The organism is Streptomyces sp. P17, assembly GCF_032436805.1.
Classification (GTDB): Bacteria; Actinomycetota; Actinomycetes; order Streptomycetales; family Streptomycetaceae; genus Streptomyces.
In genome coordinates this window covers 16067-31269 of the sequence record NZ_JAVRBF010000028.1, presented here as the reverse complement: position 1 = coordinate 31269, position 15203 = coordinate 16067, and the positions used below count along the sequence as shown (strand labels likewise).

At 69.8% G+C, this 15203-nt stretch carries 16 protein-coding genes; 9 read left to right on the top strand and 7 right to left on the bottom strand.

The window, feature by feature from the left end; genetic code table 11:
• Positions 1-117: 117 nt before the first annotated feature.
• Positions 118-1980 (top strand): CDP-alcohol phosphatidyltransferase, encoded by a 1863-nt coding sequence (locus RMT89_RS19490; protein ID WP_315885013.1) that lies wholly within the window; start codon positions 118-120, stop codon positions 1978-1980.
• Here RMT89_RS19490 and dusB read toward each other — a convergent pair.
• Entirely contained in the window at positions 1977-3119 is a 1143-nt protein-coding gene (gene dusB, locus RMT89_RS19485; protein WP_315885012.1) for a tRNA dihydrouridine synthase DusB, read from the bottom strand. The genes RMT89_RS19490 and dusB overlap by 4 nt on opposite strands.
• 78 nt (positions 3120-3197) lie before the next feature.
• Here dusB and RMT89_RS19480 point away from each other — a divergent pair, with 78 nt between their 5' ends.
• The 4 genes from RMT89_RS19480 (at position 3198) to RMT89_RS19465 (ending at position 6124) form a co-directional block, all read left to right on the top strand.
• Complete coding sequence (locus tag RMT89_RS19480; RefSeq protein WP_315885011.1) at positions 3198-4652, top strand: MFS transporter; 1455 nt, start codon at positions 3198-3200, stop codon at positions 4650-4652.
• 74 nt (positions 4653-4726) lie between these two features.
• Positions 4727-5110: a hypothetical protein gene (locus RMT89_RS19475; protein ID WP_315885010.1), complete on the top strand. Its 384-nt coding sequence runs from the start codon at positions 4727-4729 to the stop codon at positions 5108-5110.
• 134 nt (positions 5111-5244) lie between these two features.
• A complete protein-coding gene (locus RMT89_RS19470) occupies positions 5245-5451 on the top strand; it encodes a hypothetical protein (protein WP_315885009.1) in 207 nt (68 codons plus the stop codon).
• A 49-nt stretch (positions 5452-5500) separates the two neighbouring features.
• The gene (locus RMT89_RS19465; protein ID WP_315885008.1) at positions 5501-6124 is read left to right on the top strand and encodes a GNAT family N-acetyltransferase; all 624 of its coding nucleotides are present in this window, start codon (positions 5501-5503) and stop codon (positions 6122-6124) included.
• 4 nt (positions 6125-6128) lie between these two features.
• Here RMT89_RS19465 and RMT89_RS19460 read toward each other — a convergent pair whose 3' ends face one another.
• The 5 genes from RMT89_RS19460 to RMT89_RS19440 all read right to left on the bottom strand — a co-directional run bounded on the left by RMT89_RS19460 (position 6129) and on the right by RMT89_RS19440 (position 10883).
• Positions 6129-6719, bottom strand: a complete 591-nt coding sequence (locus tag RMT89_RS19460; protein WP_315885007.1) for a TetR family transcriptional regulator — start codon at positions 6717-6719, stop codon at positions 6129-6131.
• Positions 6720-6739: 20 nt separating this feature from the next.
• Positions 6740-7747, bottom strand: coding sequence for an aldo/keto reductase (locus RMT89_RS19455; RefSeq protein ID WP_315885006.1), 1008 nt, complete (start codon positions 7745-7747; stop codon positions 6740-6742).
• A gap of 55 nt (positions 7748-7802) precedes the next feature.
• On the bottom strand, positions 7803-8414 hold the full coding sequence (locus tag RMT89_RS19450; RefSeq protein ID WP_315885005.1) for a LysE family translocator: 612 nt from the start codon (positions 8412-8414) through the stop codon (positions 7803-7805).
• 54 nt (positions 8415-8468) lie between these two features.
• The gene (locus tag RMT89_RS19445; protein WP_315885004.1) at positions 8469-9362 is read right to left on the bottom strand and encodes a DUF4394 domain-containing protein; all 894 of its coding nucleotides are present in this window, start codon (positions 9360-9362) and stop codon (positions 8469-8471) included.
• Positions 9363-9500: 138 nt separating this feature from the next.
• The gene (locus tag RMT89_RS19440) at positions 9501-10883 is read right to left on the bottom strand and encodes a glycine--tRNA ligase (RefSeq protein ID WP_315885003.1); all 1383 of its coding nucleotides are present in this window, start codon (positions 10881-10883) and stop codon (positions 9501-9503) included.
• 131 nt (positions 10884-11014) lie between these two features.
• Between RMT89_RS19440 and RMT89_RS19435 the strand changes: the two genes are divergently transcribed.
• Genes RMT89_RS19435 through RMT89_RS19420 form a run of 4 tightly spaced genes read left to right on the top strand, consistent with a single transcriptional unit; the run spans position 11015 to position 14091 of the window.
• Positions 11015-11926 carry a metal ABC transporter substrate-binding protein gene (locus tag RMT89_RS19435; protein ID WP_315885002.1) on the top strand — a complete coding sequence of 304 codons (912 nt, stop codon included), beginning with the start codon at positions 11015-11017 and terminating at the stop codon, positions 11924-11926.
• 25 nt (positions 11927-11951) lie between these two features.
• Positions 11952-12719, top strand: a complete 768-nt coding sequence (locus RMT89_RS19430) for a metal ABC transporter ATP-binding protein (RefSeq protein WP_315885001.1) — start codon at positions 11952-11954, stop codon at positions 12717-12719.
• Entirely contained in the window at positions 12719-13621 is a 903-nt protein-coding gene (locus RMT89_RS19425) for a metal ABC transporter permease (protein WP_315885000.1), read from the top strand. The genes RMT89_RS19430 and RMT89_RS19425 overlap by 1 nt, the downstream gene beginning before the upstream one ends.
• Positions 13622-13680: 59 nt before the next feature.
• Complete coding sequence (locus tag RMT89_RS19420) at positions 13681-14091, top strand: transcriptional repressor (protein WP_315884999.1); 411 nt, start codon at positions 13681-13683, stop codon at positions 14089-14091.
• A gap of 261 nt (positions 14092-14352) precedes the next feature.
• Here the strand turns inward: RMT89_RS19420 and RMT89_RS19415 are convergent, their stop codons facing one another.
• Complete coding sequence (locus RMT89_RS19415) at positions 14353-15189, bottom strand: isoprenyl transferase (protein WP_315884998.1); 837 nt, start codon at positions 15187-15189, stop codon at positions 14353-14355.
• Positions 15190-15203 lie beyond the last annotated feature (14 nt).

The following is a 15203-nucleotide window of genomic DNA, read 5'->3' as shown; positions in this document are numbered from 1 at the left end:
GCCGGGTGTTTGCCGAGTGGTGGGCCCGGTTGGCTGAACAGTGGCGGGAACGGGCCCGTACGAACCTACGGCGGGCCCAACGCCCCCACCCCACGCCGCCACGGAAGGACCAACCGGGTGCCTGTCTTCACGCGCCTACGCCAGCAGCGGGACACGCCGTTGGCGGAGCCGACGGTCGATGAGCTGACGGAAGCCGGGAACGCACCCGCGCCGTTGGACGACGAGAACACACCCGCGGCCGCCGACGGCGAGGAACCCCCACACGGGCCACCCGCACCCGACGACGAAAGTAGTGGTACGGGCGGTGCCGGTGGGAAACAGAACGAGGCCGAAGGCGAAGCCGAGGCCGAGAAGCCCCCCCTCCTCCGCTGGACACTCACCACCCTCTCCGCCGCCCTGATCCTCACCGCCCTCCTCCTCCCCAACAGCCTCGCCGCCCTGCGCCCCGACCGCTTCACCCGAATCCCCGCGGAAGCCATAGTCGGCGCCGCAATCCTCCTCGCGCTCCCCCGCCGCCCAAGGACAATCACCGCGGCCCTGTTCGGCGCGGCCCTGGGCGCCCTGACCATCCTCAACGTCCTGGACATGGGCTTCCGCGAGTACCTGGGCCGGGGCTTCAACCTCGTCCTCGACTGGTCCCTCCTCGACGACGCCCAGGCGTACATGAAGGACTCGATGGGCGCCGCCACCACCCTCACCGCGACCATCGGCACCGTGCTGCTCGCCGTACTCCTCCTCGTACTCACCGCCCTGGCGGCAGTCAGACTCAGCAACAACCTGGCCGCCCACAAACAGCAGGCCACCAAGGCCACCCTCATTGCCGGCACGGTCTGGATCACCTGCTCCGCCCTCGGTCTCCAACTCGCGGGCCTGCCCATAGCCTCCGACCGAGCGGCCTCCGCACTCGCGATCCAGGCAAGGCGGGTCCAGGACACCCTCAGGGACGAGGCGGCGTTCGCGAAGGAAGCAAAGGCAGACGCCTTCGGAGCGACACCGCCCGGCCAACTGCTCCCCGACCTGCGCGGCAAGGACGTGATCTTCACGTTCATCGAGAGCTACGGCAGAAGCGCGATCGAGGACCCGGTCATGGCCCCGGGCGTGACGAGCACGCTCGACGCACGCACCAAGTCACTGGAAGCGGCGGGCTACAAGGCGAAGAGCGGCTGGCTGACATCAGCCACCTACGGCGGCAGCAGCTGGCTGGGCCACTCGACGTTCCTGTCCGGACTGTGGATCGACAACCAGCAGCGCTACCGCACGGTCACCTCGGGCGGCCACCTGACCCTCACCAAAGCGTTCCAGAAGACCGGCGCCTGGGACACGGTGGGCATCATGCCGGGCATCCAGAAGGGCTGGCCGGAGGGGGACTTCTACGGCCTGGACAAGGTCTACGACGCCTTCCACCTCGGCTACCGGGGCCCGAAGTTCAGCTGGTCGACGATGCCGGACCAGTACACGCTGGAGGCCTTCCAGCGCATGGTCCACGGCAAGAAGCGCGACAAGCCCCTGATGTCGGAGATCATCCTGACCTCGAGCCACCAGCCGTGGGCGCCCATCCCGAAGATGGCCGACTGGGACGACCTGGGCGACGGCTCGCTCTTCGACGCCGTCCAGAAGGACGGCAAGAAGCCGCAGGACATCATCACGGACACCACCAAGTCCCGTGAGGAGTACGGCAAGTCGATCGAGTACTCGGTGACGTCCCTGACCGAGTGGCTGGAACGCTACGGCACCGAGGACACGGTCCTGGTCTTCCTCGGCGACCACCAGCCGATCGCCCGGGTCAGCGGCAACAACGCCGGCAGGGACGTACCGATCTCCATCGTGGCCAAGGACCCGAAGGTCCTGGACAAGATCACCGCCTGGAACTGGACGGACGGCCTCCAGCCGTCCCCCGGGGCCCCCGTCTGGAAAATGGACACCTTCCGGGACCGCTTCCTGAAGGCCTACGGCTCCACACCGCACCCCAGGAAGGACTAACCCCCTGAGGTGTCCAGCTCCGCGTCCTCGCTGATGCCCGCGCAGTCGTAGGGGTCCTTCAGCCAACCGTCCGGAAGAACGACCCGGTTGTTGCCGGACGTACGCCCCCGCGGCCCGTCCGCCCCGGCCGGCCACGCCTGGTCCAGGTCCAACTCGTCGAGCCCCGAGCGGAGTTCCGCCAGCGACGACGTAATGGCGAGCCGCTTGCGCATCTCGGAGCCGACGGCGAAGCCCTTCAGATACCAGGCGACATGCTTCCGGAAGTCGATGACCCCGCGCGACTCGTCACCGATCCACTCACCGAGGAGCGTGGCGTGCCGGACCATGACGTCGGCGACCTCACGCAGAGCGGGCCGCGCGATGCCCTGATCGCGCCCTTCGAAGGCCGCCACCAGATCCGCGAACAACCACGGCCGACCGAGGCACCCCCGCCCGACCACGACCCCGTCGCACCCGGTCTCCCGCACCATCCGCACCGCGTCCTCGGCCGACCAGATGTCGCCGTTGCCCAGCACCGGGATCTCCGGCACATGCTCCTTGAGCCGCGCGATGGCGTCCCAGTCGGCGGTGCCGCCGTAGTGCTGGGCGGCGGTACGGCCGTGCAGCGCGATGGCGGTGACGCCCTCCTCGACGGCGATCCGCCCGGCGTCGAGGAAGGTGATGTGATCGTCGTCGATGCCCTTGCGCATCTTCATCGTCACCGGCAGATCCCCGGCCCCGGAGACCGCCTCGCGCAGGATCGCCCGCAGCAGGTTCCGCTTGTACGGCAGCGCGGACCCGCCGCCCTTCCGCGTCACCTTCGGCACCGGGCACCCGAAGTTCAAGTCGATGTGGTCGGCGAGGCCCTCCTCCGCGATCATGCGGACGGCCTTGCCGACGGTCGCGGGGTCCACCCCGTACAGCTGGATCGACCGGGGCTTCTCACTCTCGTCGAAGTGAATGAGCTGCATGGTCTTCTCATTGCGCTCGACCAGCGCCCGAGTGGTGATCATCTCGCTGACGAACAGCCCCTTGCCGCCGCTGAACTCCCGGCACAGCGTGCGGAAGGGCGCGTTGGTGATCCCGGCCATGGGGGCGAGGACGACGGGCGGCTGAACGGTGTGCGGGCCGATCTGCAGGGGCGAGGCGGTCGTGGACATCCCCCCATTGTGCCGTGCGACAAGCGGTCCCGGTTCATTAGTTAGACGCACTATCTATATCGGTGTACCGTGAACCGTATGCCCGAGCTCAGCCACCGCCGACGCATGCTGGTGCTCGCGATCTGCTGTATGAGCCTGCTGATCGTGAGCCTCGACAACACCGTCCTCAACGTGGCCCTGCCCGCGATGCAGCAGGACCTGCACGCGAGTACGGCGGGCCTGCAGTGGACGATCGACGCGTACACGCTGGTCCTCGCCTCGCTGCTGATGCTCGCGGGCTCCACGGCCGACCGCATCGGCCGCAAGCGTGTCTTCATGGCCGGCCTGGTCGTCTTCACCCTCGGCTCGGCCCTGTGCTCCGTCGCCCCGAACCTGGACGCGCTGATCGCCTTCCGCATGGTGCAGGCCGTGGGCGGTTCGATGCTCAACCCGGTCGCCATGTCGATCATCACCAACACCTTCACCGACTCGCGGGAGCGGGCCCGGGCGATCGGGGTGTGGGGCGCGGTGGTCGGTATCTCGATGGCCGCGGGGCCGCTGGTGGGCGGGCTGCTGGTGGACTCGGTCGGCTGGCGCGCGATCTTCTGGGTCAACCTCCCGGTGGGACTCGCCGCCCTCCTGCTGACCCTGCGGTACGTGCCCGAGTCCAGGGCGCCGAAGCCGCGCCGCGCGGACGTGGTCGGGCAGGCGCTGATGATCGTGCTGTTCGGTTCGCTGACGTACGCGATCATCGAGGCGCCGAACGCGCCGGCCGCGATCGTGCCCTACGCGCTGCTGGCCGTGCTCGCCCTGACCGGCCTGCTCCGGTACGAACCCCGCCGCGCCGAACCCCTCATCGACCTGCGCTTCTTCCGCTCGGCACCGTTCAGCGGCGCCACGGTGATCGCGATCAGCGCGTTCGCGGCGCTGGGCGGCTTCCTGTTCCTGTCGACGCTGTACCTGCAGAACGTCCGGGGCCTCAGCGCCCTGCACGCCGGCCTGTGGATGCTCCCGATGGCCGTACCGACGTTCCTGTGCGCCCCGCTGTCCGGCCGCCTGGTGGGCACCCGGGGCCCGCGCCTCCCCCTCCTGATCGCGGGCGTGGCCATGACGACGAGCGCCGCGCTGTTCGCCCTCTTCGACGCCGAGACCTCGGACACCACCCTGTTCCTCGGCTACGCCCTCTTCGGCATCGGCTTCGGCTTCGTCAACGCCCCCATCACCAATACGGCGGTCTCCGGCATGCCCCGCGCCCAGGCCGGCGTCGCGGCGGCGGTGGCCTCCACCAGCCGTCAGCTCGGCCAGACGCTGGGCGTGGCGGTGGTCGGGGCGGTGCTGGCGGCGGGCGTAGGGGCGTCGTCGTACCGCGAGAAGTTCGTGACGGCGGCGGTTCCGGGCTGGTGGATCCTCACGGCATGCGGCCTCGCGGTCCTGCTCCTCGGCGCACTGACGACCGGCACTTGGGCAAGGCGCACGGCGGAACGCACGGCGGAACGCCTGGAGACGGCGGAGCTGCGCCAGAACCCGACCCTGGCCTCTGGATCGCGGAGTTGAGAGAAATGCGCAGCCGCTGAGTGCGAGATTGCGGTTACCTTCGTCTTCTTTCAAGGTCATGACGGGGAGAAGACATGCGGATCCGGCAGTTCTCGTACCTGCTCACCACGGGAGCCATAGGCCTGTTGCTCGGTGCCTGCGGATCCGACGACGGGCGGGAGCAGAAGCCCGAGAAGGCCACGGAGATGGTCCCCTGCACCGTCACGGTGCTCGACATCAGACAAGGCGACGACATTCGGGGCTACAACCACAGTTACTTCGTGCGCTATCGCGTGCACGTTCCCGGCCGGCCGGCCTACGAGGGCTCGCGAGAACCCGTGCTGAACACCATCCAGGTCGCCCAGATCGTCGCGGTGTCCAAGAATTACCCCTGCCAAGTGAGTCGGAGCGACCCGGATCAGGTGCAGATCAACTGGGACACGCCCCTCACTGCTTCTCCGTCCCCCACACCCAAGTGACCGCGGCAGCACCCACGGGGGCCGGAGCCGCTCGGAGTCCAGGGCACAGCTTGGCCAACTCGGCGTGAAGGAGTCCCTGTTGATGTTGGTCTTGCTGCACACTCCTCCTTGACTTTCCGGACTCTGGAGGCGTCATGCCGCAGATCAACACGAGCAAGGTCACCCGCTGGGACCAGCACGGGCGCGAGCACGTCGTACAGGTGCGGCGGAACGGAGTGCAGCGCACGGTCAGATGCGACACCTGCGGGTGGCGCATCTCGGCGCAGTTCCTGCCGTGGCTGAAGGCGGAGGAGCATCTGGCGCAGGCGCACCAGGCGACGGTGGACCCGTCCGTCGCCTGAGGGGCCCCGCCCCTTGTGGGAGCGCTCCCAGGCGCGGCAGGATGCAGCGGTGACCCGACTGCCCGCCGTACGCCCCTTTCGCCCCGCGGACCACCCCGCCGTCGACGACATCTGCGTGCGCACCGCCCACCTGGGCGGCGACAGCCGTCCCTTCTACACGGACCCCGGTGTCTTTCCGGCCACCTTCGCCACCCCGTACGTCGCGTCGGAGCCGGAGCTCGCCTTTGTGCTCGACGACGGACAGGGGCAGGCCGTGGGGTACATCCTCGGCACCGCCGACACCCCCCGCTTCGCCGCAGACTTCCGCAGGAAGTGGCTCCCGACGGTCGCCGACCGCTACCCGGCCCCCGAGGGCCCGCCCACGACCCCCGACGAGACGATCGCCGCACTGCTCCACCACCCGGAGCGGATGGTCCTGCCCGAGCTGCTCGTCTACCCGGCCCACCTCCACATCGATCTGCTCCCCGAGTGGCAGGGCAAGGGTCATGGCCGGGCTCTGATGCGGACGTTCCTCCAGGCCCTGCACACCGGCGGGGTCCCGGCGGTCCACCTGGTCATGGCGACCGCCAACACCCGGGCCCGGGTCTTCTACGACCGTATGGGCTTCCACGAGATCGCCGTCCCCGAGCCCGGCTCGGCCACCTTCCTGGGCCGTACGACGCGGGAGAGCTGAGCTCTCAGGCCCGCAGCCCGCGCACCAGCAGATCGACCACGGCCTCGAACTCGCCCTGAATACCGGGCCGTTCCCACTCCTCGTGATAGCCGGGGTCGTGGAAGCAGGCCGTGGCCTGGAAGACCGCGCGGGCCGTGGTGAGCGGGTCGGCGGCGGTGAAGAGACCGTCGACGACCCCGGCGCGGACGATCTCGGCGAGCTGGCCGGTGAGGTCGTCGAGGTGCTCGTCCACCGCCTCGCTGTTCTCCGCCGTCAGCACGGTGTACGTGGCGAACAGCTCGGGGTCGTCCCCGGCCTTGTGCCGCTTGGCGTCGAACAGGGCCAGCAGCCAGGCCCGCAGCCGTGCCTCCGGGTCCCGCTCGGCCCCGGCGACGATCCCGGCCAGCGCCTCGGACGTACGGTCCAGCCAGCGTTTGGTCACCGCCTCGCGCAGCGCCGCCTTGGTCCGGAAGTGCCGGTAGACGCTGCCGTGGCTGACGCCGAGCGCGCGGGCCACGTCCACCACGGTGGCCTTGGCGGGGCCGTGGCGGCGCAGCACCTCCTCGGTGGCCTCAAGGATGCGCTCGGCGGTCAGGGTTTCGGAGGTCGGTGCCATGGAGGAGACCGTACCTGGCGTTACTTCGTACCGAGGTGGGACATCTGCGCGGCCGGATACCGGTCGCCCGCGGCCGCGTCGGCCGGCACCGCGCGCTCGATCGCGGCGAGGTCGGCCGCGTCCAGCGTGACGTCCAGGGCGCCGAGGGACTCCGTGAGCCGCTCCCGGGTCCGCGCGCCGATCAGCGGCACGATGTCCTCGCCCCGGGAGAGCACCCAGGCGATGGCGGTCTGCGCGACGGTCACGCCCTTCTGCTCGGCGATCTTGCGCAGGGCCTCGACCAGGTTCAGGTTGTGCTGGAGGTTCTCGCCCTGGAAGCGGGGTGACATGGCCCGGAAGTCGTTCGCGGCGAGCCGCCGGTCGCTGGTGAAGTGGCCGGAGATCAGACCGCGGGACAGGACGCCGTACGCCGTGATGCCGATGCCCAGTTCGCGGGTGGTCGGCAGGATCTCGTCCTCGATGCCCCGGGAGATCAGCGAGTACTCGATCTGGAGGTCGGAGATCGCGGCGGTGGCGGCGGCGCGACGGATGGTCTCGGCGCCGACCTCGCTCAGGCCGATGTGGCGGACGTACCCCTTCTCGACGAGCTCGGCGATGGCGCCGACGGTCTCCTCGATCGGTACGGACGGGTCGAGCCGGGCGATGCGGTAGACGTCGATGTGGTCGACGCCGAGGCGCTGGAGGGAGTACGCGGCGAAGTTCCTCACGGCCTCGGGCCGGCCGTCGTAGCCGCTCCAGCCGCCGTCCGGGTCGCGCAGCGCGCCGAACTTCACGCTGACCAGCGCCTGTTCGCGCCGCTCGGCGGGGGCTGCGCGCAGGGCCTCGCCGATGAGCGTTTCGTTGTGCCCCATGGCGTAGAAGTCGCCGGTGTCGAGCAGGGTCACGCCGGCCTCCAGCGCGGCGTGGATGGTCGCGATGGACTCGGCCCGGTCGGCTTCGCCGTACAGCGCGGACATGCCCATGCAGCCGAGGCCGAGGGCGGAGACCTGCGGGCCGGTGGTTCCGAGGGTGCGTGTCTGTGTGGTCATGGATTCAGGATGGCATGACAGCTGACAGATTTCAATATCTGTCAGCTGTCATTTGTCAGCGGGCGGTGAAGGCCAGCTTCGCGCCCAGCGCCACGAAGGACCCCGCGAAGCTCCGCCGCAGCCAGGTCATCACTCCGGGCCGGGCGATGAGCTGGTCGCGGACGGAGGCGGCGAGGACGCCGTAGAGCGCGAAGACGACGAAGGTCGCCAGCATGAAGACGCCGCTGAGCGCCAGCATCCGCGGGACGGCACGCGGCCCGTCCGGGTCCACGAACTGGGGCAGGAAGGCGAAGAAGAACATCGTCAGCTTCGGATTGAGGAGGTTGATCAGCCCGCCCCGGACGATCGTCCGGCCCACGGAGAGGGGCGCCGCCGTACGGTCCACGGTGATCGTCTCCTTGTCCCGCAGCGTCGCCCACGCCATGTAGAGGAGATAGGCGACACCGGCGTACTTCAGGATCTGGAAGGCCGTGGCGCTGGCGTGCAGCAGGGCGGCGACCCCGGTGATCGTGGCCACCATGTGCGGCACGATCCCGAGGGCACAGGCGAAGGCGGCCACGACACTGGCCCGCCGCCCGTGCGAGAGCCCCGCCGCGAGGGTGTAGACGACGCCGGTACCGGGAGTGGCGACCACGACCAGGGTGGTCAGCACAAACGCGATGCTCATGCCGCCACCCTGGCCCGGCCGCCGGACCGGTTACAGGACCAATCCAGAGGCCGGTTACCGGACCACTGCCGCCAGATCCACCACTTGGTACCGCTGCGGGAAGGAACCGGTGGCAGTCGCCGCGCCGGTGAGCAGGTCGATCCGGAAGGCGCGTGAACCCGTCACCGCGTAACCGGTGTTCGCGGCGCTGATGTCGAACCCGGAGTCGGACGGCAGGTCGACACCCAGCTGCCCGGTCGGCGCGAGGCTGCCCGCGTTGGCCGGGGACTGGACGGAGACCCGGTCCAGGGCGGTGTCGAGGTCGAAGAGGGTGGTGGCCGTTGCTGCGCTGAGGTCGTTGTTCGTGTACGCCGCCGCCGTCACGCCCGTCGCCGTCGTGCCGGCCGTCGCGGGCGGCACCGGCGGGTTGGTGAGCGTGCCGTCGACGGCGGTGCCGCCGGCGGCGGGCGCGCCCGCGGGGTCGTCGATGTTGTGCCGGAGGTTCTGGCCGGTGTCGCTGATCACGCGGAGCCGGTTGGCGGCCGGGTTGAAGTCGACGCCGAAGGAACGGCCCTGGAGGGCGACACCGAGCTGCGAGACCTTGGTCGCCTTGGCGCCGGTCTCACGGATCGTGTAGATCCCGCCCCGGTCGCCGACGCCGTACAGCTTGCCGTTCTGGACGCGGTAGTCGATACCGACGAGCTCGGTGTCGCCCTTGAGCCCGCCGACCCTGCCGAGCGGAAGGACGCTGCCGGGCCGGTCGGGGCGGAAGCTGACGAGGCGCTGGTCGGCGGTGAGACCCACCGCGCGGAGCCGCTCGCCCGCCGCGCCGGAGATCCCGGCGGCGGAACCGGCCTGGGTGGACAGACCCGACCCGGCCCGCTCCCCGCCGTCACTCGCCGCGACATACCCGATGGAACCGACGGCCAGGGCCAGGACGGCCGCGCCGATGACTGCTTGCTTGCGCATGGTGCCCCCGTAAAGGACGCGTGGCCCCCTGTGGGCCGCGCACAACCTCCCCTTCGGAGCCGGATGCGCCCGGGATGGGCGAAACCCCGGTTCCGTTACGTCGGTTACGGAACCGGGGCCTTCGTGTGCCCTTGGTGACTAGGCGCCGATCAGACGCGAAGCCAGGTAGCCCTCGATCTGGTCCAGGGAGACGCGCTCCTGCTTCATCGAGTCGCGCTCGCGGACGGTGACCGCGTTGTCGTCCAGGGTGTCGAAGTCGACCGTCACGCAGTACGGCGTGCCGATCTCGTCCTGGCGGCGGTAGCGGCGGCCGATGGCGCCGGCGTCGTCGAACTCGATGTTCCAGTTCTGCCGCAGGGCCTGGGCGAGGCCCTTGGCCTTCGGGGAGAGCTCCGGGTTGCGGGAGAGCGGGAGCACCGCGACCTTCACCGGGGCGAGACGGTGGTCCAGGCGCAGCACCGTGCGCTTCTCCATCTTGCCCTTGGCGTTGGGCGCCTCGTCCTCGATGTAGGCGTCCAGCAGGAACGCCAGCATCGCGCGGCCGACACCGGCGGCGGGCTCGATGACGTACGGCGTCCAGCGCTCCCCGGCCTCCTGGTCGAAGTAGGAGAGGTCCTGGCCGGAGGCCTTGGAGTGGGCGCCGAGGTCGTAGTCGGTGCGGTTGGCGACACCCTCAAGCTCGCCCCACTCGTTGCCGCCGAACTGGAAGCGGTACTCGATGTCCGCCGTGCGCTTGGAGTAGTGGGAGAGCTTCTCCTTCGGGTGCTCGTACCACCGCATGTTCTCCTCGCGCAGGCCCAGGCCGGTGTACCAGTTCCAGCGCTGCTCCATCCAGTACTCCTGCCACTTCTCGTCCTCGCCCGGCTTGACGAAGAACTCCATCTCCATCTGCTCGAACTCGCGGGTGCGGAAGATGAAGTTGCCGGGCGTGATCTCGTTGCGGAAGGACTTGCCCATCTGGGCGATACCGAACGGCGGCTTGCGGCGCGAAGTGGTCTGCACCTGGGCGAAGTTGGTGAAGATGCCCTGGGCGGTCTCCGGGCGGAGGTACGCGATGGAGCCGCTGTCCTGGGTCGGGCCGAGGTGGGTGGAGAGCAGACCCGAGAACTGCTTGGGCTCGGTGAACTGGCCCTTGTTGCCGCAGTTGGGGCAGTTGACGTCCGCGAGGCCGTTCTCGGGGAGGCGCTTGTGCTTGGCCTCGTAGGCCTCCTCCAGGTGGTCCGCGCGGAAGCGCTTGTGACAGGAGGTGCACTCCGTCAGCGGGTCCGTGAAGGTGGCGACATGGCCGGAGGCGACCCAGACCTCGGGGGCCAGGATCACGGACGAGTCGATACCGACGACGTCCTCGCGCGACGTCACCATGTAGCGCCACCACTGACGCTTGAGGTTCTCCTTGAGCTCGACACCCAGCGGTCCGTAGTCCCAGGCGGCGCGCTGACCGCCGTAGATCTCACTGCAGGGGAATACGAAGCCACGGCGCTTGCTCAGGCTGACGATGGTGTCGATCTTGTCGGCGGCCACGGTGCTCTCTTCATTACGAATGGACGGCAGCGAATGCCTCAGGTTACCGGCGCTGCCACCCCCCGCATCAAATCGGATCCCCACCCCCAGCTTGTTGACAATGGTTTCCATCTTTGTTGAAAATGAGTGTCATGAACGTACGGCGGCAGCACATATCCGGGGTGGCCGTGGCGGCCGTCACCGCCCTCGGTCTCGCCACCCTCTCCGCCTGCTCCGACAGCGCCGCAGCGGGTAACACGGAGAAGTTCGACGTCGTGGCGTCGTTCTACCCGATGGCCTACCTCGCCGAGGAGATCGGCGGGGACCATGTGAACGTCACCGGTCTCACCGAGCCCGGCCAGGAGCCGCACGACCTGGAGATCAGCGCCAAGCAGACCGCGCAGCTCCAGGAGTCCGACGCGGCCCTCTATCTCAAGGGGCTCCAGCCCTCCGTCGACGAGGCGATCTCCCAGTCCGAGGTCAGGACCAAGATCGACGCCGCCACGCTCACCTCCCTGGAGGAGCATGAGCACGAAGAGGGCGGCAAGGACCCCCACATCTGGCTCGACCCGGTGAAGTACGCCGAGGTCGCCGAGGGCGTCGGCAAGGCCTTCGAGAAGGCCGACCCGGACCACGCCGCCGACTACAAGAAGAACACCGCGGCCCTGGTCGAGAAGCTCGACGACCTCGACACGAAGTTCGAGGACGGGCTGAAGAACACCGACGCCAAGGTCTTCATCACCACCCACGCCGCCTTCGGCTACCTCGCCGAGCGCTACGGCCTGACCGAGGAGGCCATCAGCGGCCTGGACCCGGAGTCCGAGCCGAGCGCGGCCCGGGTGAAGGAGCTTGAGAAGACGGCCAAGGCCGACGGCGTCACCACCGTGTTCCACGAGACGCTCGCCGGCCACAAGACCGCCAGGACGCTCGCCAGTGACGCGAAGTTCAAGACGGATGTCCTCGACCCGATCGAGGGCATCACCGACAAGTCCAGGGGCGACGACTACCTGCAGGTCATGGAGGCCAACCTCAAGGCACTCCAGACCGCGCTCGGCGCCAAGTGACCAGCACGCAGTATCGGAGGACCTCGTGAGCGAGCCCGTCATATCCCTGCGCGGCATCCGCGCCGACCTGGGCTCGCGGCCCGTCCTGCGCGGCATCGACCTCACCGTGGCACGCGGTGAGGTCGTCACGCTGCTCGGCGCCAACGGCTCCGGCAAGTCCACCGCCGTACGCAGCATCATCGGCCAGGTGCAGGTCGGCGCCGGCGAGATCGAGCTGTTCGGCACCCCGCGTCGGCGCTTCCGCGACTGGCACCGCATCGGCTACGTCCCCCAGCGCACGGCCGCCGCGGGCGGCGTCCCGGCCACGGTGACCGAGGTCGTCTCCTCCGGCCGTCTCTCCCGCGCCCGCTTCGGCCTGCTGCGCAAGGCGGACCGCGAGGCGGTGCGCCGGGTCCTGGAGCTGGTCGGCATGCAGGACCGTGCGAAGGACTCGGTGGACGCGCTCTCCGGCGGCCAGCACCAGCGGGTGCTGATCGCCCGCGCCCTGGCCTCGGACCCCGACCTGCTGATCATGGACGAGCCGATGGCGGGCGTCGACCTGGACAGCCAGGAGGTGCTGGCGCAGACCCTGCGCGAGCAGGTCGCGGCCGGTACGACGGTCCTGCTCGTCCTGCACGAACTGGGCCCCCTGGAGCCCCTGATCGACCGCGCGGTCGTCCTGCGCGACGGCTGTGTGCTGCACGACGGCCCGCCTCCGAAGGCCGTCGGCCAGCACGCGCTGCCCGGCCACGACCACGTCCACCCGCACGCTCCCGCGGGTGCCGAACCGATGCGCACGGGACTGCTGAGCTGATGGAGATCCTCGACTACGCCTTCATGCAGCGGGCCCTGCTCGCCGCCGTCCTGGTCGGCGTCACGGCCCCCGCGGTCGGCATCTACCTGGTCCAGCGCCGCCAGGCCCTGATGGGCGACGGCATCGGCCATGTCGCGATGACCGGAGTCGGCCTCGGCTTCCTGCTCTCCTGGTCCCCGGTCTGGATGGCGACCCTCGTCTCCGTCGTCGGCGCGGTCCTCATGGAGCTGATCCGCTGGTACGGCAGGACCCGCGGCGACATCGCCCTCGCCATGCTCTTCTACGGCGGTATGGCCGGCGGCGTGATGTTCATCAACCTCGCCCCGACGGGCTCCAACGCGAACCTGACGTCGTACCTCTTCGGCTCCCTGTCCACGGTGAGCGAGTCGGACGTCACCGCGATCTGCATGCTCGCGGCCTTCGTGGTGCTGGTGACCCTGGGTCTGCGCCGCCAGCTGTTCGCGGTGAGCCAGGACGAGGAGTTCGCGCGGGTCACCGGCCTGCCGGTGCGCGCCCTGAACCTGCTGACGGCGGTCACGGCGGCCGTGACGGTGACCGTCGCGATGCGGGTGGTCGGCCTGCTGCTGGTGTCGGCGCTGATGGTGGTCCCGGTGGCCGCCGCCCAGCAGCTCAGCCGCAGCTTCGCCGCCACCTTCGCCATCGCGGTGGCCATCGGCGTGACCGTGACGATCAGCGGCACGGTCACCTCGTACTACCAGGACGTGCCGCCCGGCGCGACGATCGTGCTGCTGACCATCGGGGCGTTCATCCTGCTGACCGTGCTGGCCGCACCGCTCGAGCGGCGCCGCGCGCGGGCTCTGACGGCGGCGCGGGGGACCGGGTACCCGGCGGAGTGCGTCATTCCGTCGAGCCGGGGCGGCGGCCGAAAGGTCGGCGTCTGACAGCGCCGACAGCCCGGGCTGGCACAATGGCCCGGCAGGCAGACCTGAGGAGGCACCCCGTGACGACCGCTGGACCGCCCGTGAAGGGCCGTTCCACCCGGCAGCGGGCCGCCGTGGCGGCGGCCCTGGACGAGGTCGACGAGTTCCGCAGCGCGCAGGAACTGCACGACATGCTCAAGCACAAGGGCGACTCGGTCGGGCTGACCACGGTCTACCGCACCCTCCAGTCCCTCGCCGAGGCCGGCGAGGTGGACGTCCTGCGCACCTCCGACGGCGAGTCCGTCTACCGCCGCTGCTCCACCGGCGAACACCACCACCACCTGGTCTGCCGCGTCTGCGGCAAGGCGGTCGAGGTCGAGGGCCCCGCGGTGGAGAAGTGGGCAGACGCGATCGCCGCCGAGCACGGGTACGTGAACGTGGCACACACGGTGGAGATCTTCGGCACGTGTGCGGAGTGCGCCGCGGGTTGAGCCGGATGCAGTGCGGGTGGTCGGGGGCGCGCGCCCTGGGGGCTGCGCCCCCAGACCCCCCTTCGGCCTGAACGGCCATGTCCTCGAACGCCGGACGGGCTGAAAACCAGCCCCTCCGGCGATTGAGGAGCGGGGGTCGAGGGGGCAATGCCCCCAGAGGGGGCCCCAGAAGGGGCGGCAGCCCCTTCTGGGGCCCCCTCTGGGGGAGGGACGGGTAGGGGCGGCGGGGGCGACATCCAACCCCGCCGCGCAGCCTCCGGCTCAGCCCTCGGTCCGGCCCTCCATGGCCAGCAGCTCCTCGTTCGGGATCGCCCCGCCGAAGCGCCGGTCCCGGGACGCGAATTCCACGCAGGCCCGCCACAGGTCGCGGCGGTCGAAGTCCGGCCACAGGACGTCCTGGAAGACCATCTCGGCGTAGGCGCTCTGCCAGAGCAGGTAGTTGGAGGTGCGCTGCTCGCCGCTGGGACGCAGGAACAGGTCCACGTCCGGCATGTCCGGGTAGTAGAGGTACTTGGCGAAGGTCTTCTCGTTGACCTTGGACGGGTCGAGCCGTCCCGCCCGCACGTCCTCCGCCAGCGCCTGCGCCGCGTCCGCGATCTCGGCCCGCCCGCCGTAGTTCATGCAGAAGTACAGGGTCAGCTTGTCGTTGCCCTTGGTCTGCTCCTGGGAGATCTCCAGCTCCCTGGCGACCGACTTCCACAGCTTGGGCATCCGCCCGACCCAGCGCACCCGCACCCCGAGCTCGTCGAGCTGGTCCCGGGTCTTGCGGATGAAGTCGCGGTTGAAGTTCATCAGGAAGCGCACCTCGTCGGGCGAGCGCTTCCAGTTCTCGGTGGAGAAGGCGTACAGCGAGATCGCCCCGACGCCCATCTCGATGGCGCCCTGGAGCACGTCCAGCACCCGCTCCGCGCCGACCTTGTGCCCCTCGGTCCGCGGCAGCCCGCGCTCCTTGGCCCAGCGCCCGTTCCCGTCCATGACGATCGCCACATGCTTCGGGACGAGCTCCCCGGGGAGCTTCGGCGCACGGGCCCCGGACGGATGCGGCTCCGGCGCCCTGTACTCCCGACGCTGCCGCCCCAGGATCCCGCGTACGACCATGTGCCCCTCGACTC

Excerpts from the sequence above, each read along its gene's own strand:
- RMT89_RS19425 (WP_315885000.1), top strand. The coding sequence starts at position 12,719 with ATGGAGATCCTCGACTACGCCTTCATGCAGCGGGCCCTGCTCGCCGCC.
- RMT89_RS19415 (WP_315884998.1), bottom strand. The coding sequence starts at position 15,189 with ATGGTCGTACGCGGGATCCTGGGGCGGCAGCGTCGGGAGTACAGGGCG.
- RMT89_RS19450 (WP_315885005.1), bottom strand. The coding sequence starts at position 8,414 with ATGAGCATCGCGTTTGTGCTGACCACCCTGGTCGTGGTCGCCACTCCC.
- dusB (WP_315885012.1), bottom strand. The coding sequence starts at position 3,119 with ATGTCCACGACCGCCTCGCCCCTGCAGATCGGCCCGCACACCGTTCAG.
- RMT89_RS19480 (WP_315885011.1), top strand. The coding sequence starts at position 3,198 with ATGCCCGAGCTCAGCCACCGCCGACGCATGCTGGTGCTCGCGATCTGC.
- RMT89_RS19470 (WP_315885009.1), top strand. The coding sequence starts at position 5,245 with ATGCCGCAGATCAACACGAGCAAGGTCACCCGCTGGGACCAGCACGGG.
- RMT89_RS19475 (WP_315885010.1), top strand. The coding sequence starts at position 4,727 with ATGCGGATCCGGCAGTTCTCGTACCTGCTCACCACGGGAGCCATAGGC.
- RMT89_RS19460 (WP_315885007.1), bottom strand. The coding sequence starts at position 6,719 with ATGGCACCGACCTCCGAAACCCTGACCGCCGAGCGCATCCTTGAGGCC.
- RMT89_RS19435 (WP_315885002.1), top strand. The coding sequence starts at position 11,015 with ATGAACGTACGGCGGCAGCACATATCCGGGGTGGCCGTGGCGGCCGTC.
- RMT89_RS19445 (WP_315885004.1), bottom strand. The coding sequence starts at position 9,362 with ATGCGCAAGCAAGCAGTCATCGGCGCGGCCGTCCTGGCCCTGGCCGTC.
- RMT89_RS19455 (WP_315885006.1), bottom strand. The coding sequence starts at position 7,747 with ATGACCACACAGACACGCACCCTCGGAACCACCGGCCCGCAGGTCTCC.